At 60.1% G+C, this 24735-nt stretch carries 28 protein-coding genes and 1 pseudogene; 11 read left to right on the plus strand and 18 right to left on the minus strand.

Features of this window, described 5'->3' with window-relative positions; all coding sequences use genetic code 11:
- Positions 1-17: 17 nt before the first annotated feature.
- The 3 genes from AWB74_RS30165 to AWB74_RS30175 all read right to left on the minus strand — a co-directional run bounded on the left by AWB74_RS30165 (position 18) and on the right by AWB74_RS30175 (position 1068).
- Positions 18-479: an outer membrane lipoprotein gene (locus tag AWB74_RS30165; RefSeq protein WP_061150295.1), complete on the minus strand. Its 462-nt coding sequence runs from the start codon at positions 477-479 to the stop codon at positions 18-20.
- A 99-nt stretch (positions 480-578) separates the two neighbouring features.
- The gene (locus AWB74_RS48250) at positions 579-713 is read right to left on the minus strand and encodes a hypothetical protein (RefSeq protein WP_268811215.1); all 135 of its coding nucleotides are present in this window, start codon (positions 711-713) and stop codon (positions 579-581) included.
- Between the two features lie 109 nt (positions 714-822).
- The gene (locus tag AWB74_RS30175; protein WP_143749330.1) at positions 823-1068 is read right to left on the minus strand and encodes a hypothetical protein; all 246 of its coding nucleotides are present in this window, start codon (positions 1066-1068) and stop codon (positions 823-825) included.
- Between the two features lie 472 nt (positions 1069-1540).
- On the opposite strand from AWB74_RS30175, the gene AWB74_RS30180 reads away from it, so the two are divergent.
- From AWB74_RS30180 to AWB74_RS30185, 3 genes are all read left to right on the plus strand, one after another.
- The gene (locus AWB74_RS30180) at positions 1541-2722 is read left to right on the plus strand and encodes a phosphoadenosine phosphosulfate reductase family protein (RefSeq protein ID WP_061150298.1); all 1182 of its coding nucleotides are present in this window, start codon (positions 1541-1543) and stop codon (positions 2720-2722) included.
- Positions 2723-2803: 81 nt separating this feature from the next.
- A complete protein-coding gene (locus tag AWB74_RS46510) occupies positions 2804-2992 on the plus strand; it encodes a hypothetical protein (protein WP_160110326.1) in 189 nt (62 codons plus the stop codon).
- A 73-nt stretch (positions 2993-3065) separates the two neighbouring features.
- The gene (locus tag AWB74_RS30185) at positions 3066-3503 is read left to right on the plus strand and encodes a response regulator (protein ID WP_160110327.1); all 438 of its coding nucleotides are present in this window, start codon (positions 3066-3068) and stop codon (positions 3501-3503) included.
- A 157-nt stretch (positions 3504-3660) separates the two neighbouring features.
- Here the strand turns inward: AWB74_RS30185 and AWB74_RS30190 are convergent, their stop codons facing one another.
- The 14 genes from AWB74_RS30190 to AWB74_RS30250 form a co-directional block, all read right to left on the minus strand.
- Positions 3661-4638, minus strand: a complete 978-nt coding sequence (locus tag AWB74_RS30190; RefSeq protein WP_061150300.1) for a hypothetical protein — start codon at positions 4636-4638, stop codon at positions 3661-3663.
- A gap of 98 nt (positions 4639-4736) precedes the next feature.
- Positions 4737-5210 carry a hypothetical protein gene (locus AWB74_RS30195; RefSeq protein ID WP_143749331.1) on the minus strand — a complete coding sequence of 158 codons (474 nt, stop codon included), beginning with the start codon at positions 5208-5210 and terminating at the stop codon, positions 4737-4739.
- 123 nt (positions 5211-5333) lie between these two features.
- Positions 5334-6167 (minus strand): PRTRC system ThiF family protein, encoded by an 834-nt coding sequence (locus AWB74_RS30200; RefSeq protein ID WP_061150302.1) that lies wholly within the window; start codon positions 6165-6167, stop codon positions 5334-5336.
- A complete protein-coding gene (locus tag AWB74_RS30205; RefSeq protein ID WP_087039292.1) occupies positions 6164-6820 on the minus strand; it encodes a PRTRC system protein A in 657 nt (218 codons plus the stop codon). Before AWB74_RS30205 ends, AWB74_RS30200 begins: the two co-directional genes overlap by 4 nt.
- 2 nt (positions 6821-6822) lie before the next feature.
- Complete coding sequence (locus AWB74_RS30210) at positions 6823-7548, minus strand: PRTRC system protein B (RefSeq protein WP_061150303.1); 726 nt, start codon at positions 7546-7548, stop codon at positions 6823-6825.
- Positions 7549-7564: 16 nt separating this feature from the next.
- A complete protein-coding gene (locus tag AWB74_RS30215; RefSeq protein ID WP_061150304.1) occupies positions 7565-8602 on the minus strand; it encodes a PRTRC system protein F in 1038 nt (345 codons plus the stop codon).
- Positions 8603-8604: 2 nt separating this feature from the next.
- On the minus strand, positions 8605-8820 hold the full coding sequence (locus AWB74_RS47435; protein ID WP_061150305.1) for a hypothetical protein: 216 nt from the start codon (positions 8818-8820) through the stop codon (positions 8605-8607).
- Entirely contained in the window at positions 8813-9061 is a 249-nt protein-coding gene (locus tag AWB74_RS30220) for a PRTRC system protein C (protein WP_061150306.1), read from the minus strand. Before AWB74_RS30220 ends, AWB74_RS47435 begins: the two co-directional genes overlap by 8 nt.
- Before the next feature lie 9 nt (positions 9062-9070).
- A complete protein-coding gene (locus tag AWB74_RS30225; protein WP_061150307.1) occupies positions 9071-9559 on the minus strand; it encodes a PRTRC system protein E in 489 nt (162 codons plus the stop codon).
- 102 nt (positions 9560-9661) lie between these two features.
- Positions 9662-11347, minus strand: a complete 1686-nt coding sequence (locus AWB74_RS30230; protein WP_061150308.1) for a PRTRC system ParB family protein — start codon at positions 11345-11347, stop codon at positions 9662-9664.
- Positions 11348-11563: 216 nt separating this feature from the next.
- Positions 11564-11950: a hypothetical protein gene (locus tag AWB74_RS30235; RefSeq protein WP_061150309.1), complete on the minus strand. Its 387-nt coding sequence runs from the start codon at positions 11948-11950 to the stop codon at positions 11564-11566.
- A 188-nt stretch (positions 11951-12138) separates the two neighbouring features.
- Entirely contained in the window at positions 12139-12384 is a 246-nt protein-coding gene (locus AWB74_RS30240) for a hypothetical protein (RefSeq protein ID WP_061150310.1), read from the minus strand.
- Entirely contained in the window at positions 12381-15500 is a 3120-nt protein-coding gene (locus tag AWB74_RS30245; RefSeq protein ID WP_061150311.1) for an SNF2-related protein, read from the minus strand. Before AWB74_RS30245 ends, AWB74_RS30240 begins: the two co-directional genes overlap by 4 nt.
- Before the next feature lie 63 nt (positions 15501-15563).
- Entirely contained in the window at positions 15564-16358 is a 795-nt protein-coding gene (locus AWB74_RS30250; RefSeq protein WP_061150312.1) for a hypothetical protein, read from the minus strand.
- 522 nt (positions 16359-16880) lie between these two features.
- Here AWB74_RS30250 and AWB74_RS30255 point away from each other — a divergent pair.
- From AWB74_RS30255 to AWB74_RS30285, 8 genes and pseudogenes are all read left to right on the plus strand, one after another.
- On the plus strand, positions 16881-17519 hold the full coding sequence (locus tag AWB74_RS30255; RefSeq protein ID WP_143749332.1) for a hypothetical protein: 639 nt from the start codon (positions 16881-16883) through the stop codon (positions 17517-17519).
- Positions 17520-17570: 51 nt separating this feature from the next.
- Complete coding sequence (locus AWB74_RS30260; RefSeq protein WP_061150314.1) at positions 17571-18041, plus strand: hypothetical protein; 471 nt, start codon at positions 17571-17573, stop codon at positions 18039-18041.
- A gap of 13 nt (positions 18042-18054) precedes the next feature.
- Entirely contained in the window at positions 18055-18384 is a 330-nt protein-coding gene (locus tag AWB74_RS45815) for a hypothetical protein (protein ID WP_143749333.1), read from the plus strand.
- 246 nt (positions 18385-18630) lie between these two features.
- A pseudogene (locus tag AWB74_RS30265) lies at positions 18631-19593 on the plus strand (DUF1173 family protein); the annotation flags it as partial.
- Between the two features lie 53 nt (positions 19594-19646).
- Positions 19647-20117: a hypothetical protein gene (locus tag AWB74_RS30270; protein ID WP_235024736.1), complete on the plus strand. Its 471-nt coding sequence runs from the start codon at positions 19647-19649 to the stop codon at positions 20115-20117.
- Between the two features lie 23 nt (positions 20118-20140).
- Positions 20141-20353 carry a hypothetical protein gene (locus tag AWB74_RS45820; RefSeq protein WP_143749334.1) on the plus strand — a complete coding sequence of 71 codons (213 nt, stop codon included), beginning with the start codon at positions 20141-20143 and terminating at the stop codon, positions 20351-20353.
- 356 nt (positions 20354-20709) lie between these two features.
- Positions 20710-21105, plus strand: a complete 396-nt coding sequence (locus AWB74_RS30280; RefSeq protein WP_061150315.1) for a DUF7682 family zinc-binding protein — start codon at positions 20710-20712, stop codon at positions 21103-21105.
- Positions 21106-21221: 116 nt separating this feature from the next.
- The gene (locus tag AWB74_RS30285) at positions 21222-21887 is read left to right on the plus strand and encodes a Lar family restriction alleviation protein (RefSeq protein ID WP_087039294.1); all 666 of its coding nucleotides are present in this window, start codon (positions 21222-21224) and stop codon (positions 21885-21887) included.
- 338 nt (positions 21888-22225) lie between these two features.
- Here AWB74_RS30285 and AWB74_RS30295 read toward each other — a convergent pair whose 3' ends face one another.
- Positions 22226-23383 carry an integrase domain-containing protein gene (locus AWB74_RS30295; protein ID WP_061150326.1) on the minus strand — a complete coding sequence of 386 codons (1158 nt, stop codon included), beginning with the start codon at positions 23381-23383 and terminating at the stop codon, positions 22226-22228.
- Positions 23384-24735: the final 1352 nt, after the last annotated feature.

Here is a 24735-nt window from a genome sequence, read left to right on the forward strand (position 1 = left end):
GATGTTGGACGACGAGATCAGTGGGTGATCCGGTAGCCGGACCCGCTGGAGACGAGAAAGACTTGCTGACCCGGCGCGAATTGCTGATCGTCGACCTGCGTGACGACCACGGTTTGCCCATTGGCGCGGCGAAGGGAGACTTCAACACCGCTGTGCCGCGACATCACCGAACTGACACGCTGCGCGATCAGCCCGGAGGCCGAGCCGGACAGCGCGCCGGCGATATATCGGCCGCGCCCATTACCGATGACTTGCGAGCCGAGAAACGCGCCTGCTGCCACGCTCACGATCGAAGTGATGCCCGACGTATCGGACGAGTTCTCGATCGTGATCGGACGTACGCGCAGGATGGTTGCCTGCTCGTACTGACCGAAGCGCTGCACGTCATAGCGCTGATACGTGTTCGGCGAACCGAAGTCGGCTGTCGTACAGCCCGTCAGCGCCGAGAGAAGGACGATGGCGACGAGAAGCTTGAACATGGATTGCCTCGACAAATAAAAGCGGGGCAATCCGTCCCGAGGGGCAGGTTTGCCCCAAAGGGAGGAAGACGAGCAACGAGAGACTGGGACCGACGGGCGTCAGTGCGAAACCAGAGCGATCGCAGCTGAGACGAACAACACGCCAACGAGAAACGACAGCATCTTCCAGGCTTCAGCGTCCTGCTTGGCGTACCAGGCGAGACTGCTGAAAGCATGTTTGAGCATCGGGAACATGAGCGACTCCTGAATCAGAAAGGGAGCCGCCCGTGAAGGGAAGCTCCAAGTATCGGAAACGACGAAACGGCGTCCAGCAAACTGCACTGGACGCGTCATCTAAGGGGACCTACGAGGTGGTGCGACTGAGGTGATGCAGTCTGACGTGACCGCCGCTCATGAGATGCCGCTCGGCTTGAGGATTGAGCGGATAGTCCCAGATCACGACCGCCGTACCGTCGCTCCACACCGAATTGATTCGACCGGTGTAGCGTTGCGGCGGGCTAGCCTCGACGTCTGTAGCGATCACACGCTGATTCGCCATGAAACCGCTGTTGCTGGAAACTTTGACGATAGGTGCGAGATTGCGAGACATAGACAGCTCCTAGAAAAAAAGGGAGCCGTCTCCCATTGGGATTGGCTCCCAACGGAACGAAAAAAGGCGACCAACAGGTGGTCGCCAGAAGATAGCCGTCAAAACGGCTGGAGAGAAGAATGGACCTCCAGCACGCTGGAGGGGTAGGTCGATGCGCTGAAAGCGCGGGGAATGACGTTAGTCTACGGATCCGGCGTGGCGCCGAATGCAGGAAAGCTCGCGATTTCGCTATGCCTCTTCTCATTCATCGTCTTCGGTCGAGCGACAATGACGCGATCAGGGTCCTTTGCGCCCATCGGGTAATTCGATATGATTCGCCGGAGTGAGTTAGGTGTGGTACCAAGACCCCTTCGGAGCGATCCGCAGGGGTCTTTCTTTTATGTCCATGCTCGCGCTTACTCACCTGCCTTCGCCGCCTTGACTTCGCGCTGCAACTGCGAAGATGAATCATCCTCTTCGATTCCTCTTTGCCATGCTCCAAACCATCGACCTGTCCTCATTGCGCGCGCCGCGCATCAATCATCAACACGTCGGTGTTTCAGCGCGAGGTGTCTCCATCACGCCCGAGATTGCCGCGCTGCTGGCAGCAGATGAAGTCGTCGCGATTGGGGTGAGCGGAGGCAAAGACAGCGTCGCTTGTGCGCTGGCCGTGGCGCGTCACCTCGATGCGATCGGCCACACTGGCCCGAGGATTCTCGTGCATTCCGATCTCGGTCGCGTCGAATGGAGAGACAGCGGTCCGGTGTGCGAAAGACTCGCAGCGCATCTCGGATGGGAACTGCTGACGGTGCGGCGACAAGCGGGCGACATGCTCGCCAGATGGGAAAAGCGTTGGGCCAATAATGTCGAGCGATATCGTGACCTGTCCTGTGTGCGGCTCATTCTGCCGTGGAGCACACCGGCTCTCAGGTTCTGCACGTCCGAGCTCAAAAGTTCGGTCATATTTTCCGCCCTCAAGAAGCGCTTTCCCACCCAAGACATCGTCAACGTCACGGGCGTGCGCCGGCAGGAAAGCAGCGCCCGCAGCAAGATGCCGGTATCCGTCCCGCTCGCATCGCTATCGACGAAAGGCCGCACAGGCGTCACGTGGAACGCGATCATCGAATGGACCGTCGACCAAGTCTTCACGGAGATCGCAGCGGCCGGATTGACGCTGCACGAGGCCTACACTGTCTACGGCGCATCGCGCGTGTCGTGCGCTTACTGCATCATGAGTTCGCTCGATGACCTTCGCGCCGCAGCAAGGTGCGCAGACAATCACGACGTCTACCGCGCGATGGTCGAGCTCGAGGCCGCGTCGACATTCGCCTTTCAAGGACAACGGTGGCTTGCCGACGTCGCGCCCGAACTATTGTCACCAGCGCTCGCCGCCTCGGTCTCCCGTGCGAAAACCGCCGCCGTACAACGTCAGGCCATCGAAGGGGAAATCCCCGCGCATCTGCTGTTCACGTCCGGCTGGCCAACCGTCCGTCCGACCCTCGACGAGGCCAAACTGCTCGCCAGCGTGCGGTCCCGCGTAGCGGCGCTCATCGGCATCGACATACAGTGTGTGGACGCCGTGTCGGTGCTCGCTCGGTACGATGAGTTGCTGGAGAAAAATAGCGGTACGCTACAAATGGTCCAGCAGCCGCATCAGGCATCTTTCGTTTTTTAGCACGCACCGCAGCATCGCCGTCCGGGCGGTCCATTCCAGTACACTCCCACGGCACCCAATCACGGCGAGAGGACGCTGCGCATGGATGAGCCTTCGGAAGTAATTTCTGTGAGACACGACGCCGGCGGCTGGGTCTGGTCGATCACCGTTCCGGATTTGACCGACCATCGGATGAAATTGCTCCGCCAGTCCGCGCGTGCCTGCGCGAGCTATGAGGAAGCCCGCCGAGAGGTGGAGCTCGCACTGGACGAGTTACGCGAGGGCCATTGACACGGGTGAACTTAGGAACGGGCGTTGCGCAGGTTTCGGACATCCGTATAAAGAAACGTCCGAGGTTCACATCGTGAGCACCGCCCGATCGACACCACCGTTATGGACCACTCGTGCCTTTGCATCTGTTACCCCACCAATCTGCGTTCTGATCGTCGACGACGACGGCGACGTCGCGGATGCCCTGCAGGCCGTACTGGAGGCTGAAGGGTTCACGGCTCGAACCGCCGACTCAAGCACGAGCCTCAGGCTCATTGGTGTCTGGATTCCGCACATCGTCGTACTCGATATCGAGATGCCAATCCAGAACGGATTTGATCTTAGCCGCTCGATAAGGCAGATCGCGCGCATGCGGCTGGTCCCTATCATCGCGCACACCTCGCTACCGGAAGAAGACGTCATAACCGAAGGCATGGCCGCGGGCATGGATGCTTATTGCAGCAAGGGCAACCCCCCAACGGTACTTTTGACGCTCGTCCGGCATATGACTCCGCTGTTGCTGGGGTCGTAAAAAAAGAAAACGCCACGCCCCGGAAGTCCGGAAGCGTGGCGCTGGTCGAAAGGTTATGCAAGACAGAGGGATAGTTGAACGTCTGCCGCGAAGAAGACGGGGTCCGGCGCCGCACCTTCGCGGATTACTGGAACGTCCCAGTGTGCCTGGGCATCGCTCAGAACGCCCAGTCCGTAAAGCAACTGGTCGGTGTCTTCCCGCCCGAGCAAATCACCAAATGCGAAGCTGAACACATCCGGCGCGGAGTCGCCGTCGGCAGCCATCCCGAGTTTCGTGCCAGTTCGCCTGCTGATCGAATACGCGATTTGTCCTCACCCTCAGGCGATCGCGTCACGGTGATTCGAGTTGCCGCCGGTATCGTGGACGCCGCGCGCACCGTGTCACGAAACGCTGGTATCGCCTTCTTCGCGAATCCCGGCGTGTCCATCTCGATCGAATACACGACGTCCGTGATAAACGAGCCGATAGCGTTGTACTGCCAGCCAGCATGCCGCCACGGCGCGACGCCGATCGCGATCAACCGATTATCGCGATCGATCGCATGACACCGGACCTCGGGCATGCGGTCTATCGCCTTCTTCGATGCCAGCGGCACGGGAACGTCGATCTGCACGGTTCCGGTGTCGTACTCCTTGAGTATCCGCCACACACTGAGCGGCCCATGATTGCCGTAGATTGAGAGTAAGAGGTCGATGTCCGCGTGCAGTGAGACGGTAAGACCGCCTGCCGCTAACTCGTCGGCTTGCGCCTCGAAGCCCGCACGTATCAGCGACAACCGGACTGCCTCAAGCTGTAATGCCGGCACAGCCGAGTACATCGACGCCGAGGACGAAAGCGTGATTGGTTGATCTGGCAGTGTGAACGGCCTCGCCAACTCGCGCTGCCAGGACGTGATGAAGTTTTCCGGCTTAATTGAACCAGCCTTGCTTCTGACCATGCCCCCTTCGCAACTCGACGCGTGCGAGAACAGCTTTCGCATGACATCGGCATAGTTGCCGAGCGCGACCGCCGACCAGTGGTCCCGGTGCGGATAGATGTTCGACTCGTATCCACGTTCGAACAACGCGTAAATCCACTCGCCATCCGCCTTCTGAAAAGCGGCCGCACGTTTGCCCGTCAAAATTGTAGAACTCATGTTTGCTCCAAGGTAAGACGCGGAGCAGCCCTCGCGGGGCTGTCCCCGCAAGGGTGTACGAAAAAGCGGCCGTCGCAAACCGCTTGAGGCGCCCGCCGTCAGGCGAGGCGATGAATCGACCGAGCCGTCTGCGCCCGCGTCAGCCAAAACGCGGCCGACAACAGGCCGAGCACATCACCCGTCATTTGCGCAAGCTGCGCCGGGTCATGCGTCGCCCGATACTGCTGGTAGTCCCAGCCGAGCGTCGTCAGCATGAAATACGCGGCCGCGCCGATGACGCAGGCCAACATCCGCTGACGCGTCGTCGAGTTCGTCCAGCATACCGGCAGAACCAGAAGCGACAGCACGCCGAATGCAGCCAGCGCGTGCTCGAACGTCGAAGGCACGGCGCTCGCGACGTAAGCCTCGAAGGCGCGAAGGACTTGATGCGGGAGCGCGTAGCCGAGCCATCGATGTCCCATCGACAGCGCGAGCGCCATCAGCGCGCAAAACATACAGCGGACAATGCCCGCGACATCGTGGCCGAATCGCGCCGAGGCGCCGCCACAAAAGAAGTTGCTGAATTTTTTCATGTTGCTTTCCGTTGAGATGAAGTTGATAGAACGTCTTGCCTATCCGTATAGCGCGGCGCAGACGTCATGAAAAATGCCGACCCTTTTTTGGAGTCAGCATCGTTTACAGACACACTTTTAAACTTAGGCAGCGAGCTTGGCTTTCCGGCCTTTGCTCGCTTTTTTGACGGGCGTCGTCGGTGGCTCATAACCAAAGCGCGCCCATACGGCCGAGTCCAGCGCAATCGGATTCGTGCGGCCCGTCGCGAGATTCACGAACACGCCCGAGAACGGCACCGTGCCGGTACGAAACATGGTCCAGAGCATGTTGAATGCTTGGACCGCGATGGCCTGATTGATGACCAGCGACTGCTTGCGCAGCGCCTCTGCCATCGAGCAGGACGGTGTGTCGTCTTTCGCATCGAGCTTCGCGTTGATGAGTTCCGGGAACAACTCGCCGACGTGCGGGAGGCGTTCCGGATTCTTCTTTGTGTAACTCTTGCTGCAGACCTGCCCCAACACGATCTGACCGCGATCGGTATCGTTGCCACAGTCAAGGTAGTAGACGCCCGAGCGCTCCGCCGCGCGAACAATCGCATGCCTTGCGGCGCGCGTGTCCACGCAACCGATGACCAGATCGACGTTGTAGAGCGTCTCGCTCGCGCCGAAGCGCCGCGTCTGCGCTCGCCAGTCGGTTCCCATCAGCGTGTTCAGCCGATTGACGATGAGCGAGGCTTTGTACTCGCCCACATCGTTCGGATAAAAGCCCTGTCGGCCGACGTTGGTCGGACTGACCGTGTCGTCATCGAACACCATGCAGTCGATTCCGCCCGAGTGGCCGAGTTCGACCATCGCGTGATGCAAGCGCGCGAGGCTTGGAAGCACCGCGCTGCCTGTACCACCGGCGCCGACCACGACCACGTTCCAGGCGCGCTCGAGCATCCGCGAAGGAAGCGCGTGACGGATAGCTGTCGTCATGCGACCTCCTTCAGACGCGCGGACACGTACCAACTGCTTGGCACACGCTCGACGTCCTCGAAGATGCCTTTCGCGCACAGCCGCATGGCCATGCTCGGCACCGGCGAGGCACAGTTCCCAACGACGAAGGCGAACTTCGTCTCATGCCGGTCGTCTTCGTTGTCGGTCGACGAGAAAAACGCCGGATGCGCGCCGTGCGAGTGGCAGTCGATTACCCTCAGTTCATCGGGCGAAAGCGCCGGCCGCTCATATTTGAGCGAACCGGTCCCCTGTGCGAGAACCTTGACCGGAGCCAGGCGAAATTGCTGGGTCTGAACGTTCCAGACTACCCACGCGCCCGTTTCCAGCGGGTGTGCCGCGCGCGCCATCTCGACGAACTCGCCGAGCAGATGCGGCGGCACAGATCCGCAGCGAAGCACCGTCGATTCGACCACCTGCCCGTACGGGATTGCGGTCGGAACAGAGTAATGTGCGACGCGGCGCACGACCGACAGCCACGGCAGATCGATCTCGATAAACACACCGTTCTCACCAATGAGCAACCGCTCACCGGCCGCAGCCATCGGTGCCACCGGCTCACGCCGGGGAACCATCACGGTCGGGAAAGAGCGCTGAAGCGCAAGGTCACCGGCATTCAATTCACCAGCATTCATATTCAAGCTCCTTGTTTGCCGGTAATCAGCTCAGCGAGAGTAAGGTTCATGGGGACAAGCGCCTCTTTCGGGAAGTGCTCGCCAAACTTGCCGTCGAGCATTTCCTTCCAGAAGGCGAACTCGCCGTTGCGATGCGAAACGCGTTTGCCGCCGTGATTGGGGTGGGTGAACGCGGACTCGAAGAATCCGCTCTCCCAGCCTGCGATCGAAGCCACATCGACGCGCCGAGGAACCTGGGCCGAGCCGATGCAGATCTTTCCCCAATCCCAGGTGTTAAAGTAAGGCGGTTCGTGCAGCTTCGACTTAGGCGTTGGCCGGCTGGCCTCCTGCAGCGCGTACACGGAAAACCCGTTCGAAGCTGCGCGGAACACCAACCCCGGATGCGGCACGACCGCACTGCGCCGCCCGATCTCCGGACAGTCGAAGAAGACTCGACGCATCGCCGGTCTGCACCACCACATCACCGCATGCTGCGACACGGACAGCACCGTCTCAGGCAGAAACTCCGCCGGCGCCGCCGCATGCTCTGCCAGCTCGCGCAGGCAATCGAACAGCGCCTTGCGTTCGATCGGCCGACCCGCTCCGATCGTCGCCCGATCGCCTTTGCCTTGCAGCACGGGATGAACGGTGCCGTAGACCGCACTGCGCTCTTCTCGGCCATACAACAAAATTGCGCTCGTCGCGGCGAGTTCGTCGACGCGATCCGAGCCGATATCAAGCCCTTTCATATGTAAGCTCCAGGTTTTATGCCGCGAGCGACGCGATGACGCGATCGAGTTGGCCAATAATGGAAAGTCCCATGGCCCAGTCCGCGTACTGCTTGCGGATGGCGTCAGGGGAAGAGGCAAACGGCACGAAGCCGTAGTACGTGGTGCCGTCGCCGACGCTGGACAGATACTCGTAGTGCGAATCGAGCAACTCGCCGACGCGTCTGTCGTTTTGAACCGTCAAGGTCGCCGCCGCATACGCGCAGCGCGGCTGATAAGCGCAGTTGAACAGCTGACTCTTACTCGCTTGGCGAAGCATCACACTTAGCCTTTCGAGTTCGCGGCAGACACGACGGGTTGAACCATAAGTGAGCCGCTGGAGCCGACGCAGCGTAGCAACGCTAAGCGGGTGCTTATGCACAAGCTTTTGCCTACCGCCACGCGAGCGCTTACAACGAAAGACATCCATGTCATCTGGACAAAGCTCGGCGCGCACGACGGAAGGAAGGTAATGCTCGATCTCCCCCTCGTCGTCGCCGAATCGTTCCGTCATGCACTCGCGTGCTTCTTCGTCGGTCGCGGCCGGATCGCCCTCCCAAAACCAGGAAGAGAAGTCGCACAGAAACTCGTCCGGCGTGCGAATCCAGACCGTACGGCTGGCAGCTCGATTGATCAGCAGCATCGCGGTGGTCACCAGCCGCGGATGTACCTTCCTAAGTGCGGCCGCTCGTGAGCCGAATTCCAGGATGTTTTCGCCGGTGATCTCGATGCCGAGATAGAGAGGCGAGGAAGGCTCAAAATCGACACCATCCTCTTGATACTGCGCCACCTCCCGAACCGCGGCCACGTCGCACAGCACGAAATCGAAGTCCAGACACTTCCACTTCGACGTGTGACGCCTAGCCCACGCAAAAAATCCGTGAGCGAGCGCGTCGCCCGCTCCCTTGAATTCGGGAACATCGCGTGCCTGAAGGACGCCCGAGTCGAACTGGGCGGCAATCAGACCCGCGACATCTTTCTCTGCGTTCCAGAGCAGATCAGCGCGCGTATGAACATCGGAGCCGATGGCCGGCAAGCTCAGAAAATCATGGGCAGGTCGACGTCGGGCAGCGCGATTGCATCGCGATTGCCATGATTCTCCTGCGACAGCGACCTCTGCACCAGACGAACGAGGATCGAAGAGCATTGCTCTATCTCCTTGTCATGAAAAAAAACCACCCTGTCGGGCGGCTGCTGATGTGAAACGGCCAAGTCCGGATCGGACAAGGCCTTGAGCAAATCGCGCTTACGCATGGATGGCTTCGGGATGCATGTCAAACTGAGCAGCACCCTTGGCACCCGCCGCGCGCACGAACGTGAAGCGCATTACCTCGCCTTCCGTCGTCGGGCCATCGATTGCTGCGGTCGTCAACTCCGGATACTGCGCGCAGTAGAGATCGCGAACTTCGTCGGGCGAAAACGTCGCGCCCGGATCGGGGAATGTGACGCCGTTGTAGACAAACTCGCGCGTGAGCTTTGCGACTGAAATGGACATGACGGCTCCTTAATCGAAAAGCGATGCGAGGTTGGTTCCCGTGCTGGCCGGTTCAGTCGATGCCGAGGTAACCGCAGACGAATCGGCAGGAGCGGTGCTTTGCTCTTGCGCGTTCTCGTCGGTGTCGCCGTTGTCATCGTCATCGCCGTCGCCTTCACTCGATCTACCGGACACCGGCGAAGCGGTCTTGCTGCTGCCCTTCGCGAGCGTCTTGGTCGCCTTGGCGACTTGCGTCGTCTTGGCGGCTTCGAGAATCGCGGTGGTCGCAGCAACTTGCTCGGCCAGCGATGCATGCGCGCCCGTGTAAGCGGCAAGCGCATCGGCGAAGCCCGCATCGAGCTCGCCCGCCGAGGCGGTGAGCGCGAGCGGTTGCAGCATGGCCGCATCCTTCGCCGTGCCTTGCGGCATGACCCAGACGACCATCTCTTCGCCCTTCATTTGCAGCGACAGCGTGAGCTTTGCGCAATTGCGCAGAAGCGATTCAATGGCTACGAACATGGAAAACTCCTGAGAAAAATGAAAGACCGCCCGAAGGCGGTCTGCAATGGAATGGAACTGCCGGTCGATGCGCATTGCCCCGATACAACGGAGGCTGCGCGCTTAATACTTGAGCACTTTCGGAATCTTCCCCGTGTAGTCGAAGTCTTTGACGGCCAGGAGCGCGTCGATGACTTCGGACTTAGACTTGCCGAAAACCTTCTTGAAGTTCTCGCCGAGCGCGGCACGAATACCGAGTTCATCCGCGATCACCATCATTTCGGACTTCGTGATCAGTTCCAGAAACTCCTTGCAGAGCTTCCAGTGCATCGTAAGATCAAGAACATGGTGCTTGCACAGACGCGTCAGGTACTGAACGTCGAGCCCTTGAATTGCCGCAACGGTCACGCCGGTTACGGCATGCGCGAGTTGCGCATCGTCAGCAACGGCCGTAGCGGCAGCGGCTTTCGTGAGATCCGTCGCCGGAATCTGCTCCTGCGTGAGCTTTTCCCAGATGCCCGAGAGCGTCTTTTGATCGACGCAACGCATCTGATCGGACAGCGCGATCGCGACGAGATATCGCTGAGCCAGCGCGGCATCCGCGCCTACCTCACGGCGAAGCGCCTTACGCCACAACGCCACGCGATAAGCCTTGATTTTGTCCGACTCGGAGACGACCGTCACGGAGGCATTGGCGCCCGTGGCTTTCGCGTCCGATGCAGAGATCGGAGCCGCTTTACCACTGGACTTGCCAGTCGCCGCACCCGACTGTGAATTCGAATCAGGCACCGGCTGCGTCGCAGCTTTGACGGCCTGCAAATGCGCCGCCACCTTCTTCATGTTGCAGACTGTATCGAAGCACTGGCCCTTGTAGACCTTGCCGATCGAATCAGGCAGCGCACTCACTGCCGCGCCGTAGTTCTGGCACGCGTGACACGCCTTCGCCTGCTCTTCGCCCACGCCTTTCGGACCGTCGACCGAGAGTTGCACGCGCGTGTGGTTGTCGCCCGCACGCACGATACGCACGACCGGATATTCGTCGCGCAGGCCGGTGGCCGTCGCGTCGAGCATCTTTTCGGTCTTCTCGTTGTAGCAGGTGCGGTTGGTGCAGTTTCCCGTACCAATGGATTCGCCGAACATCTCACCCTGAGTCGACGAGTTGTGCGGGCATCCGGCGCAGTCAGCCTTGTCGAAGATGGCCGCCGCCAACGAACAGGCGATCTGTTCGATGGTTTTCTTGACCTCCGCGACCGACTTGCTTTCCTTCACGATCACCGGCAGCAGCCTGTCCTGCGTCTCTTTGGGGAGCGCCGCCAGCAACTCGGCGTGACCCAGCAGGATCTGGCGCGTGCTCAACGCATCGAGCACGGCCGTGCTGCAGTTCATCAGTGCAAGGCGTTTGTCGAGCGTCGCGCGCGACCAGCCGAAGATACGCGCGACTTCGTCACGATCGCCTTTGCACAGCCCGACTTGCTCGGCTGCAGCGATCGCTTCTTCCGCCGGCGACATATCGGCGCGCTGGATATTCTCGATGATGGCCAACTGCTTGGCTTCGGCTTCATCGATCTCCCGGACAACGACAGGGATCTCGTAGTCGTTGCCGTGCGCCGCAAGTGCTGCCTTGTATCTGCGGCCGCCGGCGACGAGGGCATAACCACCATCAGCGAGCGTTCGCACGATGACGGGCTGAATGACGCCTTTCTCGCGCACGGACGCGGTGAGCTCTTCCATCTCCGCAGGATCGAAATACTTGCGGGGATTGACGTTGACCTGAATGTGCTTGAGAGCGAGTGTAGGTTGTTGTTGCATTGCAGGGCTCCAAGGAGGGAACCTGCCCCTTCGGGAGTGGTTCCCAAAGGGTTGAACAACGTGGGCCGACGAAAGTCAGCGGTGAGTCGATGCGTCAGAGACGCGGTGATGACGCAACGATAGCGGTTTACCTTGCGCGAACGCTCGATAAAGCTCGCAAAATCATGCCGCCTTAAATCGCGAATGATCGCTTTTCCGAAATCTTCACGCCTCTTCCTACATTTTCTCCGTGGGGTACCGGTCAAGAACCTTGATGAGATCTTCCGGTACCCGCCACTCGCGCATGAAAGCCTTCGCTCGGACCACAATCACGAACGATAGCGCCACAGCCGCCACCGCGAAAAAGATCCCGAGTCCGGGGATGCCGTAGCGAATCCATGGCGAACTGAAAAACGCAGGATCAGTATGATCGATCTCCGAAAACATGCCGCTCATGCCGGCAACACCTGCGACAATCACCGCAAGAAACACCGCGCTCATCTGCAACTTTCGTTGTTGGCTGCGAGCTTCGCGGTACAGCGCGATCGCCGCCCATTGTTCTTTAGAGAAAGCTTTGAGATCAACCTTTCGGGGGTCGAACTGAGAGTAGTCGTTCAAGGTCATCTGTGAGTTATTCCGCTGTCGAGACGGCGTCCAGGCTTCGTTTCTGACCGGGGCGCCGAATACGCCCCCCGGCTACGAATTGTGCCATCCGGCTACCTCTTCCGAACGTGGGCTTAAAAAACCCGGCTACAAAGCCGGGCTGGATTAAAGGGATGAGGTCAAGCGGCATCCGAAGACGCCGCCGTCCATCACGCAGTCACCGCGATGGGCATCGCCAGCGGCCGCGACAGGAGCGTCGTGACCGCACCCGCCAGCGTCCACTCGCCGAACTGCTGCTCGTGGCTCTCATGCACGAGCCGGTCCAGGCACACTACTTCGACGCCATCAACCGAAACCTTGCCGAGAACCTTCGCCATGACAGCGCGGTTCGAGCCTTCGCGTTTGACCGTCACGACGTCCTCGCCGACCAATACAGATACCTTCGAGTCTTTCACGCAGCCTCCTTCAGAAGTTTGCGCATGTCGCCCGCCGTACTATCGGCGAGCAATGCGAGATCATCGACAAAGCGATCCAGCAACGAGTCCATGTGCAGGAACGTCGCGTCGTCGAGCTCCGGCGTCGCCCAGTCCAGTCCTGCCTGCGTCGCATCACGTTTGTGCGCGACCATCTGGTCCTGATACTCGTCGATGCTGCCGGGCAAGTGGAAATACAGCACCTTCAGCACCCCCTTCCGGTTCCAGCGCAGCGCGCGCCGCATCGCCTGATACTCGATGCGCCACGTCCACGACCGGTCGTAGAAGAGGATGTAGTCGGCGTTGGGCAGGTTGTAGCCGGCGCGGCCCGATGCCTTGGTCGCCATCAGACCCGTTGCCAACCCCGTCAGGAATCGTTTGTCCTTATCGGCCACGCGACGCTTGATCGGGATCTCGCCATGAAACGGCACCGTCTGAACGCCGTGCGAATCGAGTTCGCGCGCGAGCAGATCGAGTACGCCCGGATTCTCGGCAAACACAATGGCTTGCTTGCCTTCCGCCGCGATCGCCCGCATGCGCTCAATCACCGCGCGTTGCTTGCTCGTCAGCCCACCCACGTGCTCGACGCCCTCCATGCCGAACTGCGGAAAGTTGGCAGCGAAATGCACGGCACGAATGCGAGCCAGGATCGTCACGAGGTTGCACGCCTTTTTGTCATCGCGCGAATCGCGGTACCAGTCGGCGAACTCGTCAGCAGCACGCAGATACGCGGCCAGATGCCCGCGATCCCATTCGACCGTTTCCACCTCGAATTCGGGTGGTTCGATTTGGATGTAGCGCGACACCTCCGGCTCAGCGACAAGCCTGCGCTTGATGTGCGGGGCCAACATCGCCCGGTACCGATGCAGGTTGCCGATCTTCGGCACTTCGCGCTTCGCCCCATCTTGCAGGCTCTCCGCAAACTGCCACGTCACCCACTCCAGCACCACGAAGTCATCCCTGAATCGATCGACGCCGCGCATCGCGTACTCCACCGAGTTGATCCAGTTCTGCTCCAGGTAGCCGACGCGGTAGCCATAGGGTTGTGCCGCGGTTCCGTCACCACTCGAGAACGCAATCAAACCGAACGCGTCCCTGGGGTAATTCGGGATCGGCGACCCTGTAAGCACGAAACGCCGCCTCGCCGAGAGTTCCCAAAGCGCGCGGCTCTGATCGCTCGTCGGATTGGCGAGACGTTCGCCCTCGTCGGCAACCAGCAGGCCGATCCGACGACGAAGCCGGTGCGCATAGGTCACGCGTGCTGAAACCGACTTGTCGACGGGCATCCGCAGCCGCTCGTAGGCGATCAGATTGAACTGTCGCAAATCGGTCAGGTCCGCCGCGGACTCGATCACCTTCACCTGCTCCGCTGCGATCGGCAACTGCGCGATCTCGTTGAGCATCTCGGCAATCAGGCGGGACTCGACAACGATGAGACCGTGCTTGACGCACGACACGAGGATCAGCGCCAACGCGAGCCGCGACTTGCCGCAACCTTGCTCCCAGGCGACCACGCAACCGGTGGGCTTCAGCAACGTCTCGACCAGATCGTCGACCTGAAACTCCCAGTCGAGCCATCGATCGACGCCAAGCGACTTCACGCGCGAGCGCAATGCAGCCGCTTGGTCGGGAAAGCGCGCGCACAATCCTTCGTGCACCACTTCCCACCCTTCGCTCACGTTCTCCACCGCGAACCGCGCGTTGAGCTCGTCGACCGACAGGTGATACGGCACGCCATGCAGCGCGTACCAATATCGTCCGTCGTCAACCCGTTCAAACTGGACAGCATCGCCCGCCTTGATGAGCGGACTTGCCCATCGCGTCGCATCGACCTTGTGGGTCTCCTTCGCCGTGCCGCTCACCACGTCCCGCGACCCCGCTCCGGTGGTCCATGCAACATGCCGCAGCGGTATTGCCTGCCGCACGCTGCGCCGCATGCGTCTGCGGAAGTGCTCCATGAAGCCCGGCGCCAGTTGCGGCTCGCCGCCGACACTGCGAATCCGTGTGAGCAGTTGATCGAACGCGGCAACCGGATCGTCCTGTACCAGATACGTTTCCATATCCAGTAAGCCCTGTCCTGAATAGCGAAAGCCGCGCGGCAGTCGATGACCGCCCCGAGAGTAGATCCGCTTCACGAAAACCGCATTCAGCACCATCGCTTCGTTGAAACCACAAGCGAAGCCGAGGCGAATGCGTCTACCGTCGTGCGAGATCATCACCGACTTGTCGCCGGTGACCGCGCGCGTGATGAAGGGCTTGCTGTCATCCAGCTTCTGCAACCGCAGGCGTGGCTCCCCGAAAGAGCGATCCTCGAAATGAAGCCCGAGATCCGGTCCCGGCTTCGAGAGATCGTCAACGAGGACGCGAACGAAATCTGACGGGCGCATCCGATAGCGATCGAAGACGACCACCGCCGTGCGAACGTTAGCGCCCTCGAGCTTGAACGCGTCGGGCGGCAGCTCGAATATGCCGGCCGCACGGCGCTTGAGCGTGTCGCCCTGTTCACCCGAGACCATGGCCTCGGCCGTGGTGATCGGAAGCAAGGCTACGACGATGTTTGCCGCCTCCAGCGCCTGATGCACGCTGTAGTCATGGCTCAATGCACTAGTATTGGCACCGTATCTGCCCCACGTCGTGCATTCGAGCGGCTGCAGGTGCGGCGACTCGAGGTGCATCGAAAACGGCGGATTGATGAGCGCGATATCGAAGCGCGTCGGATGAATGTCTTCCATGCCGGCTTGCCGGAACTCGCATTCGAACCCAGCCTCCTCGAACACCGTTTGACCCTGCTGGATCACATCGGCATGCACGTCAATGCCGTACACGGCGTGACGTTCCGGATCCGCATACTGCAGCAGCCGCCCCGAGCCCACCGAGTTGTCGAGCAGACGAATACGGCGCTTGATGTGCCAGCCGCTCACGAAGCTCCACATGAATGCCGCGATCGCGTCGGGCGTGAAAAACTGACCAAGGTGCTGGCGTCGTGCCGCGGCCAGTTCGCCCTGGTGGGCAATCGACGGCGCCTGCGAACCCAGACTTCTGATCGCACGCAACGGCCCGTACCAGTCCGGCGCGAAGGAAAAAAGATCTCTCTGCATGGAAAAGCCTCTAGAAATAAAAAGACCCGCCGAAGCGGGTCGAAAAGATGAAGGTTGAGAAGATCAGTACCGATCGCGCGAGGCGAGATACTCGGCACCGAACTCGCTGATGAAGATCGACAGTGCGTCGCCGACGTCGTGCGCGAACTTGAACTGCCATTTGTCGTTGAACATCACAACCTCAAGTCCGGTGAGAGTTAGCTTTTCACGAGTCGAGAAGGTCAGACGATGGACGCTGAAATTGCGCACTTGATTCGCAAGCGCACCGAAGCGATGCTTGTCCGCGAAGGTCGCCAGCCCACCAAGTGTTGCTGCGACAGACGACTGCGAGTGGTAATTGACCTCGCGCTCGCCTTTCGAGCGAAACGATGCTTCGGACGAAACACGCTTTTCCAAGATGACCGCACTGCTGGTGCGTTTGATCTCGGTGTCGGGCTTGAGCCAGAAGCCGCTGATGATCGCTTTGGCCGCCTGCTCGAAGGCAATCCGCTCGCCAGCATCACCCCCGAACGTGCGTTCGAGGTGCTGCCAGAAGCCGTCCAGGTTAGGAAGATGCCCTTTGCGCAGGGCCTCCCCAGCGTCGAGGCCAAACCGCTCCGCCTCCCGATCCGAATCGATTTCGATTCTGCCGCCCGCCGGCGCGAACTTGCGACTGGCCTCCATCACCAGACGCGAAACGAGACGAGCGCAGAACTTTTCGAGTTCGCGCTCGGCCTTGTATTCGCTGCGTGTTTCCATCGCCGAATAGTTGGACTTGCCATCGCCGAAGGCATCTCGTTCGGCTTGAACGACAACGCTGTAGGCCGATGCGGCTGCCGTTTGAGCGTTCTTGAATTGCTCGATCAACTGGGTGTACATGCGGATGCTCCATAGGAATGAGCAGGCGCACGCCCGCGCGGGGGACGTGCCCCTGCGGGTTTGGGAAAGGAACTTGGAAATGCGGCTTGCCGAAAACGGCGTGCCGTAGGTCGATGCGCGAGAAGCGCGGGTAATTCGGAAACGATACCTGTCGACGCGCGCCACGCTCACGCAAAAGCGGAGGATTTGATAGCGTCTCTCGCCGCGCGCCGCACATCGTTATCCCCAGTTTCTGGGCATAACCTTGTGGCCGCGATGGGAGGTCGTTGACGGGCGAAAAACAGAGAGGAGCTACCTGGGTAGCTCTCTCACGGGACAAAGACGCAGTTTTTTGCGAGCTTTTCAGCCAATCGCTTACGAGCTGCTTTCGATTTGAGCACTATCCGCCTGCTGCGCTGCCCGCGAAAGCCGTCCAAATCTAGCCGTCTTTCGGGCACGCAGCGACTTCGACGCCGGTGAGAATAAATCCGCGCCGCGCGTCAATGCCGCGCTCCCACACCACGACCAACCATTGGGTAGAAAGTGAAAAAGAACCTGTTCGTCGCATTGTCCGCGTGTGCTGGTTTCGCTTCTCATGCGGAGGTGCCCGCGCAGTCACTGGAACTTCAAAACACGACCGTCGCGGCTCAGGCGCAGAGAATCACCGCGTCAGATGGTCAAAGCATCGTCGTGACAAACACGGTGGGTGAAGTAAGCATCGCACATGTCGCAGCGTCCACGATGCCGCGCGCAGCGGCCTTCGTGCACAGCGGCGATACCGCCTGCCCTGTCGAAAACAACGGCTTTTTTGCCGAAACCGCTGCTCATCAGCGGGTGATCTGCTCGAACGGGAAATGGCACGATGCCGCGTCGCTACCGATGACACGCATACGGTTCGAGGAGTTCGACATGAGCGCCGGCAAAATGATCAGGCAGATCGACCAGGCGCGGCCGCTTGGCGTGCAAAGCGTCTCGCAATCCAGTGACGAAAGAACCGCCTTCATGCTGCTCAGCACGGTCGTGGCGATCAATCCGGACGACACCGCACGTATTTCTCTGGAATTCCTCGACGCGAGCGGCCAACGTCAGCAGGTCGATACGACCGTGAAGCTGGGCAAGCCGACGGTTATCGCATCCGGACCTATGGGTCACGAATACCGCGTACGCGTGGTTCGCTCCTGACAACGACGATCGCCACCTGAGATAACCGAGGGACACGCCTCCTTCCACCCGATGAAAATTAGTCACCTCGCCACCGTCCTTCTTCTTAGCGTATCGACCATCGCCTCGATTGGATCGATTGGTTTCGTCGCACAGCAGTTCACTGTTCAGCGCTCCGCTGTTCGCGTCGTGGCGAACACGGTGGTCGTGGAGCGCATGCAAGGAATGAGCGATGCCCTCGCCCATATCCCCGATGGCGAGCGGCACGCGGCTGTCGTGGGATACGGCTTTACTGGCGACAAGGATCTCGAGGCCGCACTCATGGCAAAGCGTCGCGAGCTTGAAACGTCGCAGAACGCGCGCGCTGAGGAACTGGCGACCAACGACAAGCGATTGGCGATGTTGCTCGCGGCTTGCGGCTTCAACGCGATCGTCACGATCATGAGTGCACTCGCGCTATACGAACTCGCGGCCAGCCAACGCCGGCGCGCCTTGGATCGCCCCGCTCCCGCTGAGAGCATCACCCGCCCCACTGCAGCGTAACTGCACCCGAACCATGAATCTGATCGTTGTTAGCTTCGAAGATTGCACGAGAGATCCTGCTGGCGCACGCGCAGCGTCGACCCCTGCGCGCGGCATTCCTGACAGCTGGATCGACGCGTTGATTGGAAGCGGTTCGGCTTTTTCCCGAGACTACGCCGCACCCGATACCGTGTCGACGGTCGGACTTCAGTTCCCAAGTTGCGACCACGCGGAACAGTTCTGCCTGAGCGTGCGCGAGGTGGCGCACCTCCTCGGCACCCGGGCTCACATCCACAAGGTTCCGGCGAACGACGCGCAGCGAACCCTCCGGGAGGCCGCGAGACATGTCGCAAATATTTTTTGACGGCATAACCGTCGCGCTCGAAGAGGTGCAGGACAATCCAGCGAGGTACGCGCGGCGACTCGAGCGCGCCAAGGTCTCCCCGGGATATGACGTATGTCGCTGCACGACTGGCCTGGGCAGTAACCCACTACGACTTGTCGTGAGGCGTTACGGCGCGCTCTTCCATCTCGCGCGTTGGCCTGAGAAGGTGCGCGACACGACGCCCAGTCATGCTCCTTCCACGCAGCAGCGCCGTGCGCGGATAGCGCGAACCCTGATTCGCTGGACGCGATCCGGCAAACGCCCGCTGGCCTGAACGTAAAGCTCGACGCTTCGCTGGCCGTTCGAACTGTCGAACGCGTTACCCGATCAGCAAGCAATCTTTCAGGCGCCGGACCAACCCGCCGCAGTGCACCCCTCCTCGGATTTCTGCAGCGCGTGTGGCTCGAAGCAGGCTTGAACGTCTGGACGGGCGCACCGGCATGCAGTTGGGGCCAATGCAATGCACAACTGCTGGCAGCGCTCGGCGACGGGAAACTCAACGGCAAGCCGATGCAAGACGTCCTGCACGTCATGCGTAGGTACGACGAGAGCGAAGGCCCCTCCGTCGTCGCCGAGTTCGACCGCTTCCTCGCGCGAATCACCACGACGCCTGAAGCCACCCAACGCGGTATCGTCATCGCCGAGCTGCGAAGCGTCGACAACTCGAAGTTTGGATTCGTCGTGAGGCTGCGTCAGACCAGCCGGACACTCTTCGCGTCCAAGGCGATCATCGACGCCGCGTCGAAGTCTTTCCGATCCGCGTGGGCGCAGATCGGCGCCCCGACCGCGCGGGTTGTGGTGCTGGCCGTCATCGAACGCACGCTGGGAAAGGGCGATAAGGAGGGAAACCTGCGAATCGTCGACGTGGCGCTTCAACTGTGCAACAGCACCTTCATCCCCTGTGATTCGAGCTACGAGGTAGCGATGGCGAACCGGCTTGTCGCCGAGCGGCGCAGGTTCAAGAAGCCCCTTCGTCTGGTGCCTGGCGATGACACGCTGCCCGATTTTCAGTTGACAGACACCTCGACGCCTACCGCGGTCGAGGTCTACGGCATGCTGGACAACGCCCAATACCTCGCACGCAAAACACAGAAGCAAGCCATCTATGCCCGAGCCGCAACGCCGTGCGTGGAATGGATTCCTCCCGCGGCCCTCGAATCGATCCGGCTCCCCGTCGCCGCGCCTTGACAGCGCAAAGCGCCGGGATATGTTCAAGGCGATTCCCACTCCCGAGCAATGTCATGAACTCGAACTCTTTCTTCCTGAAGCGCGCCATCGCGCGCGATGCGGATTGGCAGGTGAGCTATCCGGCACTCGCCCTGGCCAGCTCGATCGACCCTGTCGACGAACGGCGCAAGCAGATCGTGGTCGAGGCGGCCGACGACAACCACTTGCGCATGGTCTTCTTCAGCACGCTCGGCGCCATCCTCGACTTCGAGGCGACGTGGCTGGAAATCGACCGATCGGCACGCAGCTGGCTCGCATTCACGTTTCGTTGGAACAGGTGGTGGTTGCCGAACCAGCCCGCTGCTCGCGCGCTCGAACAGCACGCATCAGCGCCGACGGATCTCCGGTTTGCACATCGCGATGTTGCCGTTGGCCCCACAGAAATGATTTGTTTTCGTCGGTACCTCGATGCGATCGAGCAGCACTATCGCCGAGATGAGGCTATCTCCCGCCTTCTCTGCCCGAGCGCCGAATCGCTGGCCTAAGCTCGTCCTATCAATACGGCAGCATGATCAAGGCGACCGACGATCAAGTGAACCAACGGCACCTGCAATCTGCTTCCCGTCTTGGACAAGAACGATGCGTTTCAGGCCGCACCGCCGAACAGGCGTCCCCGTGTGAAGTTGATATGGAGGTCGCCTACGAACTGGCCGGTTTTCTCGATATGGTTTCGCGCGGCGACTACACGACGAGTTCCCGCGGCACGACTTCGCATGAGTAAAGTCATTCGTCTTGCTCGCGTGCGTGTCTCCGTCGCTGAACAGAATCAACGCCCACACGGCGAGTGCACGCATCGGCGAATCAAGCTGGAGCCAAACGGCGGCGTTGTTGTCTGTTCCATTTGCGGCGCAATGCTGAGCTCCTTTTGGGCGCTATCGATGCTCTCCGAGCAGTACCGACTGGCGCTCGCTTAGGTCGATCGGCTGAACACTCGCTTGGCGCTCGCGTGCGCACGGATCCTCGAACTGTCTGAGGAGCTCGACACTTAAGAAAGAGACTCAAAAGCGCCGCCAACCGAGACTTGACCGAGCAGCGTTCAATGGTGCAATAGCTCATCAACAACGACGGAAGAGCACCATGAAACAGACGTTCGCTTGCGGTCACAATGGCAAGGGCAAGTTTTGCCACACCTGCGCCGCGTCTGAGAAAAGAAAAGCTGAACAGTCACGCGCGCATGAAGAGAAGCGCGCGGTGAAGCGAAGTGTGACCTCGACTGATCCGATCGATCTGACCATCGTGCGGCACCTGAGCTCCGTTCAACGCGAGGCACGTGACCTGCTTGCCCGAGTCAGCAGCGGCGTCCATCCGCTTTCCCTTGACGGCAAGTTTCTGAAATCGTCCGCCGGTAAGCTTCTGTCTGTGCCCGTCGGCCGATCATACAGACTGCTCTTCGACGCCCCATCTCTCACGCCGATCCGACTCGTCAGTCACGAGGACTACAACGCGATCGCATCAAACCGCGTCGCGGCATAATTGTTCGTTCTATAGGGCTGGGTTTTGGCGGGGATTGGGGCCGGATCGGCGCTGGCTATAATGCGTTCCGCCAACATTTTTCACCTCGCCGGCTTTCGACGCCCTAGGACCCCGCCATGACTGACGAACTGTTTCCCTGCGACCATTGCGGCGGAGCTTGGGCGTTCGGATTTTCCCAACGAGTGATTGGCCGGCCATCAGCACCTGAGCGAGACTTTTCTCGCCTCGGCCCAAGCCTCGCACCGGCCACGCACGACATGGAAGCGCGCTCACTCTACGAGGCGCCGACCGAGAAAGTCTGCTGCATCTACTGTGAAGAGTGCGGCATGCAAACGCCTTGGATCGCGACCGGCAACGACCGGCACGCCGCGCTGGACCAAGCCGGGGAAATTTGGAACGCCCGTATGCGGCGACCGAAGGCAAAAGAAGGTGACCTCCTCAAGCTCGTTCGGAAGGAAATTAGCGCGGTCGATGCTGCGTTTCTGATCGACCTGCTGTCCCGCAACGAAGACGACTGGGAAAAGCGTGGGCCCATTTTCGGAATGATCGCCAAGAAGATCGCGGACAGCAAAATCACGATGAGCGAATTTTGGCCTATCGATCCCGTGCTTAACGACGCGGCGCGCTACCGCAAGCTCCAGCAGCTCGCGAGGCGCATCTACATCGACGGGATCGCATCAATCCAGTTTCCACGGATTCCCGCCACGGGCGGCGACGAAGGCAATTTCGAGAACAGCGTGAACCTGGCCGTCGACGATCTGCCAGATCGCAACCGCTGGTAGCTTGACTTGGCGGCAGGGCCGGCATACTGATCTTAGCTCTGGTCGCCGACCCGAGATTTAGCTAACGGAAGAACAGTATGTCCCCCGTCGAATACATCCGTGCCGCCTATCGTCTCCGTGCTCAACTCGCGCCACAGATTTTCACCGTTTTGGCGCTGGGTGCGATTCTCACCTATCACGCAATGACGAGCCCGACGCTGAGGTGGTTGCTGGATTGAGCCGGTATCCAAGGTTCCTCGGACCCCTCACCAGAGCCACCCAGGTAGCTCTGGTGATTTTCGCGAAGTTCTCCTATCGTCTGATTCTTAAGGCTTTTTTTGATTTTCGAAATGTGCCATTTAGCGCCCCCCTCCATTATTGGCACATTCCTCCCTCCCCAGGATGCGATAAAGGGCTTGTCGTGAGACGCCGAGCAGCTTGGCTGCCGCCTTCTTTTCACCGCTCGCACTGACGATTGCAGCTTGCGCCTCTTCCAGGGAAATCGCAGCGGATTTCTGTTGGGCGACGGCGTTGTATCTGGCGACGTACGCATTAGCCTTATCTATGCGACTGTGGCCCGCTGCCTCCACCACCTGCCGCATCGCCAGCCGATGAGTTTTTACGTCGGCCTTTTCGCCGGTTCCTTTGATCGGCGCTGCGACACCCGTGAGCCTCTCGTACATCTGCTGGAGATACCCGTGCCGCATCCCATGACTGGTAACACCAAGGCCTGCTTTCGTGACGCCGTGCCGCTTGAGCACGTCATAGTAGTGATTCCTCCATTGCGTCTTGGTGTACCCGTCGGGGATGGTTGAGCCAGTCAGGGTGTTGCAGTAGTTCATAGCCTCTTCGAGCACAATGAGCTGCAACTCCATGGGCACCACTCGATCTCGGCCGCCCTTGGTTCCGCGCGTAACACTCAGCAGGCCGTCGCGGCGGACCGACTCTTTTGGCCTCAGAAGAAAGCTTTCCTCGACACGTAATCCAAATGCCGCCTGCAGCTTCAATTGCATCGCAACCACGGGGTCTGTCTTCGCGATCGCATCGAGGACTGCTATCACGTCGATGTTGTTGCCCTCCCACGACTTATCCTCAAGAGCGGAATATGAACGAACGAGGCCGTGTTTTTTGCGATCAACATAGTCGCCAGCGGTCCCGATGAGATTGGGCTTGTCGATCCAATTCGAGAACGCACGAAAGTAGGTAATCTTGTTTTCGATCGTGCCGCCGCTTTGCTTTTTTCCGACCCAAAGATTAACCAGGAAGCGAATGTGCTTTTCCTTGAATGACCATGGTGATTGCAGCGCAAAGCCGTTCTCCCGGAGTTCTTCGAACGAGCGGCACAGCTTCTGTAACCGGTATCCCTGCGTTTTGACCGAAAGTGATTTCGCACTGAGACGGGTCCGACTGTGTACGCGATTGACGTTTTCCCTAAACAGAACCTCGAGTTCGCGCTTGAAATCCGCTGGCAGCCGGTAGCCGTTCAAGAGCGCTTTCACATTCAACGTCACTTCCATATTCATTCTCCAAAGTTCTTCTGACTTTCTACTGACTGCGCAGCGGTGATCGGCGGTTCGTACCAGCGCTCATCTGCCGCCGCAGAACGAATCCGCTCGAAGGCTTCCGTATCGTCACCTGGTACTCGCCTTCATCCAGGGCGGGCGAACAACTCTCCCTCCAAGTCCCGTTGCCGCAGGTTGAGAGCCTCAGGGAGCCTATCTCCTGGTCTCGGTCGCGCTGCGCGCCGCGTACCCCGCCGGGTCCTGCCTTCCTATCCTTTAGCGATTCCATTCGATAGCCCCGCACGTGGAAGAAACGTGCATCGACCCTCCGTATTGCTGCGTGCTGCCGTCCTCACGCTTCGCGTGAAAACCGCAGGCGACTGTCCTGCTGGCTCTACTCACGACCGGCTCTGCTTACGCAGCTCCTCGTCGTTGTGTCTTGCCTTGTCGCCGCTGCCACGTGTTGCGCGCTTCCGCTGCGCCAACCTGAGACTGCCGCTTCTACGGCTACCGCGCCGGCCTAAACGCATCACTGCGCTTGTGTGCCCTGTCTTGCGACGGCACGACATCGGCCATTTGCTCGGTAATTCGTTTGCGCTGTTCTTTCTCCGGTCGCGCCTACCGTTCGTCTTCCGTACAGGGATGAGCTGCCCCTTGAGGCCTGCCCATACCCCCATCCCCAAGCACGTTCAATCGGCCGCGGTGTGTCGGGCTTCATGCAACGTACCCAGCTTCGTGTGCTGAAAGGATGTGTCCATGCGCACTGAAGCGGCGTGATTCGAAGCACACAGAATCGTGTCCGTGTCCGCCTCCAAGCCGTCTCAACTCGCAAATTCGGGCAAAACCGCCCGCAAACCCAATGGATATCGCGTGTCCGGCTTCCTCAACGTGGGTCGCCTTGTACTTGATCTGATTCCGAAAAAGGCCGCATCACTTTGCGGCCTGTGACAGAGGGGTTTTCGCTAGGCAAAGCGAACCCCTCGATGGTCCTTGTAGGAGGGTCGATGCGCTGGTCGCGCGGTGGGTATTTCGAAGAATAGACGCGAATTCGGGCAGTGCGCAGGCGAAAGCTCATTAATTCATGCTGCCTTTTGCCTCCTTGACATCGTCTGTTGCTCGCTACAGTAGATCGGCATGGCGGGGTGACTTGCTGACCGATTTCTTCCCGAAAACTGACGGTTTTATTTAGCTTTGGATTTGGTTCGCGCTTCTAACCGTTTTCGGGCATTTATCGGTCGGCCTTCGGTGACTTCCGTCAACGCTACCCACCATCGTCTGAATTTGCCCGGAGGACTAAACCGCTCGCGCGGTAGGGGCTACGGTCCGACGCTGGTGGTCAGTGAGAGGCCGGTCACCCGGCTTTATGT

It is taken from the genome of Caballeronia arvi, from assembly GCF_001544695.2.
Classification (GTDB): Bacteria; Pseudomonadota; Gammaproteobacteria; order Burkholderiales; family Burkholderiaceae; genus Caballeronia; species Caballeronia arvi.

Excerpts from the sequence above, each read along its gene's own strand:
- AWB74_RS30260 (WP_061150314.1), top strand. The coding sequence starts at position 17,571 with ATGAAAATTAGTCACCTCGCCACCGTCCTTCTTCTTAGCGTATCGACC.
- AWB74_RS30165 (WP_061150295.1), bottom strand. The coding sequence starts at position 479 with ATGTTCAAGCTTCTCGTCGCCATCGTCCTTCTCTCGGCGCTGACGGGC.
- AWB74_RS30295 (WP_061150326.1), bottom strand. The coding sequence starts at position 23,383 with ATGGAAGTGACGTTGAATGTGAAAGCGCTCTTGAACGGCTACCGGCTG.
- AWB74_RS30235 (WP_061150309.1), bottom strand. The coding sequence starts at position 11,950 with ATGACCTTGAACGACTACTCTCAGTTCGACCCCCGAAAGGTTGATCTC.
- AWB74_RS30230 (WP_061150308.1), bottom strand. The coding sequence starts at position 11,347 with ATGCAACAACAACCTACACTCGCTCTCAAGCACATTCAGGTCAACGTC.
- AWB74_RS30180 (WP_061150298.1), top strand. The coding sequence starts at position 1,541 with ATGCTCCAAACCATCGACCTGTCCTCATTGCGCGCGCCGCGCATCAAT.
- AWB74_RS30225 (WP_061150307.1), bottom strand. The coding sequence starts at position 9,559 with ATGTTCGTAGCCATTGAATCGCTTCTGCGCAATTGCGCAAAGCTCACG.
- AWB74_RS30250 (WP_061150312.1), bottom strand. The coding sequence starts at position 16,358 with ATGTACACCCAGTTGATCGAGCAATTCAAGAACGCTCAAACGGCAGCC.
- AWB74_RS30285 (WP_087039294.1), top strand. The coding sequence starts at position 21,222 with ATGACTGACGAACTGTTTCCCTGCGACCATTGCGGCGGAGCTTGGGCG.
- AWB74_RS48250 (WP_268811215.1), bottom strand. The coding sequence starts at position 713 with ATGTTCCCGATGCTCAAACATGCTTTCAGCAGTCTCGCCTGGTACGCC.
- AWB74_RS45820 (WP_143749334.1), top strand. The coding sequence starts at position 20,141 with ATGATCAAGGCGACCGACGATCAAGTGAACCAACGGCACCTGCAATCT.
- AWB74_RS30280 (WP_061150315.1), top strand. The coding sequence starts at position 20,710 with ATGAAACAGACGTTCGCTTGCGGTCACAATGGCAAGGGCAAGTTTTGC.
- AWB74_RS30195 (WP_143749331.1), bottom strand. The coding sequence starts at position 5,210 with ATGAAAAAATTCAGCAACTTCTTTTGTGGCGGCGCCTCGGCGCGATTC.
- AWB74_RS30245 (WP_061150311.1), bottom strand. The coding sequence starts at position 15,500 with ATGCAGAGAGATCTTTTTTCCTTCGCGCCGGACTGGTACGGGCCGTTG.
- AWB74_RS30205 (WP_087039292.1), bottom strand. The coding sequence starts at position 6,820 with ATGAATGCTGGTGAATTGAATGCCGGTGACCTTGCGCTTCAGCGCTCT.
- AWB74_RS46510 (WP_160110326.1), top strand. The coding sequence starts at position 2,804 with ATGGATGAGCCTTCGGAAGTAATTTCTGTGAGACACGACGCCGGCGGC.
- AWB74_RS30210 (WP_061150303.1), bottom strand. The coding sequence starts at position 7,548 with ATGAAAGGGCTTGATATCGGCTCGGATCGCGTCGACGAACTCGCCGCG.
- AWB74_RS30175 (WP_143749330.1), bottom strand. The coding sequence starts at position 1,068 with ATGTCTCGCAATCTCGCACCTATCGTCAAAGTTTCCAGCAACAGCGGT.
- AWB74_RS30270 (WP_235024736.1), top strand. The coding sequence starts at position 19,647 with ATGAACTCGAACTCTTTCTTCCTGAAGCGCGCCATCGCGCGCGATGCG.
- AWB74_RS45815 (WP_143749333.1), top strand. The coding sequence starts at position 18,055 with ATGAATCTGATCGTTGTTAGCTTCGAAGATTGCACGAGAGATCCTGCT.
- AWB74_RS30190 (WP_061150300.1), bottom strand. The coding sequence starts at position 4,638 with ATGAGTTCTACAATTTTGACGGGCAAACGTGCGGCCGCTTTTCAGAAG.
- AWB74_RS30220 (WP_061150306.1), bottom strand. The coding sequence starts at position 9,061 with ATGTCCATTTCAGTCGCAAAGCTCACGCGCGAGTTTGTCTACAACGGC.
- AWB74_RS47435 (WP_061150305.1), bottom strand. The coding sequence starts at position 8,820 with ATGCGTAAGCGCGATTTGCTCAAGGCCTTGTCCGATCCGGACTTGGCC.
- AWB74_RS30200 (WP_061150302.1), bottom strand. The coding sequence starts at position 6,167 with ATGACGACAGCTATCCGTCACGCGCTTCCTTCGCGGATGCTCGAGCGC.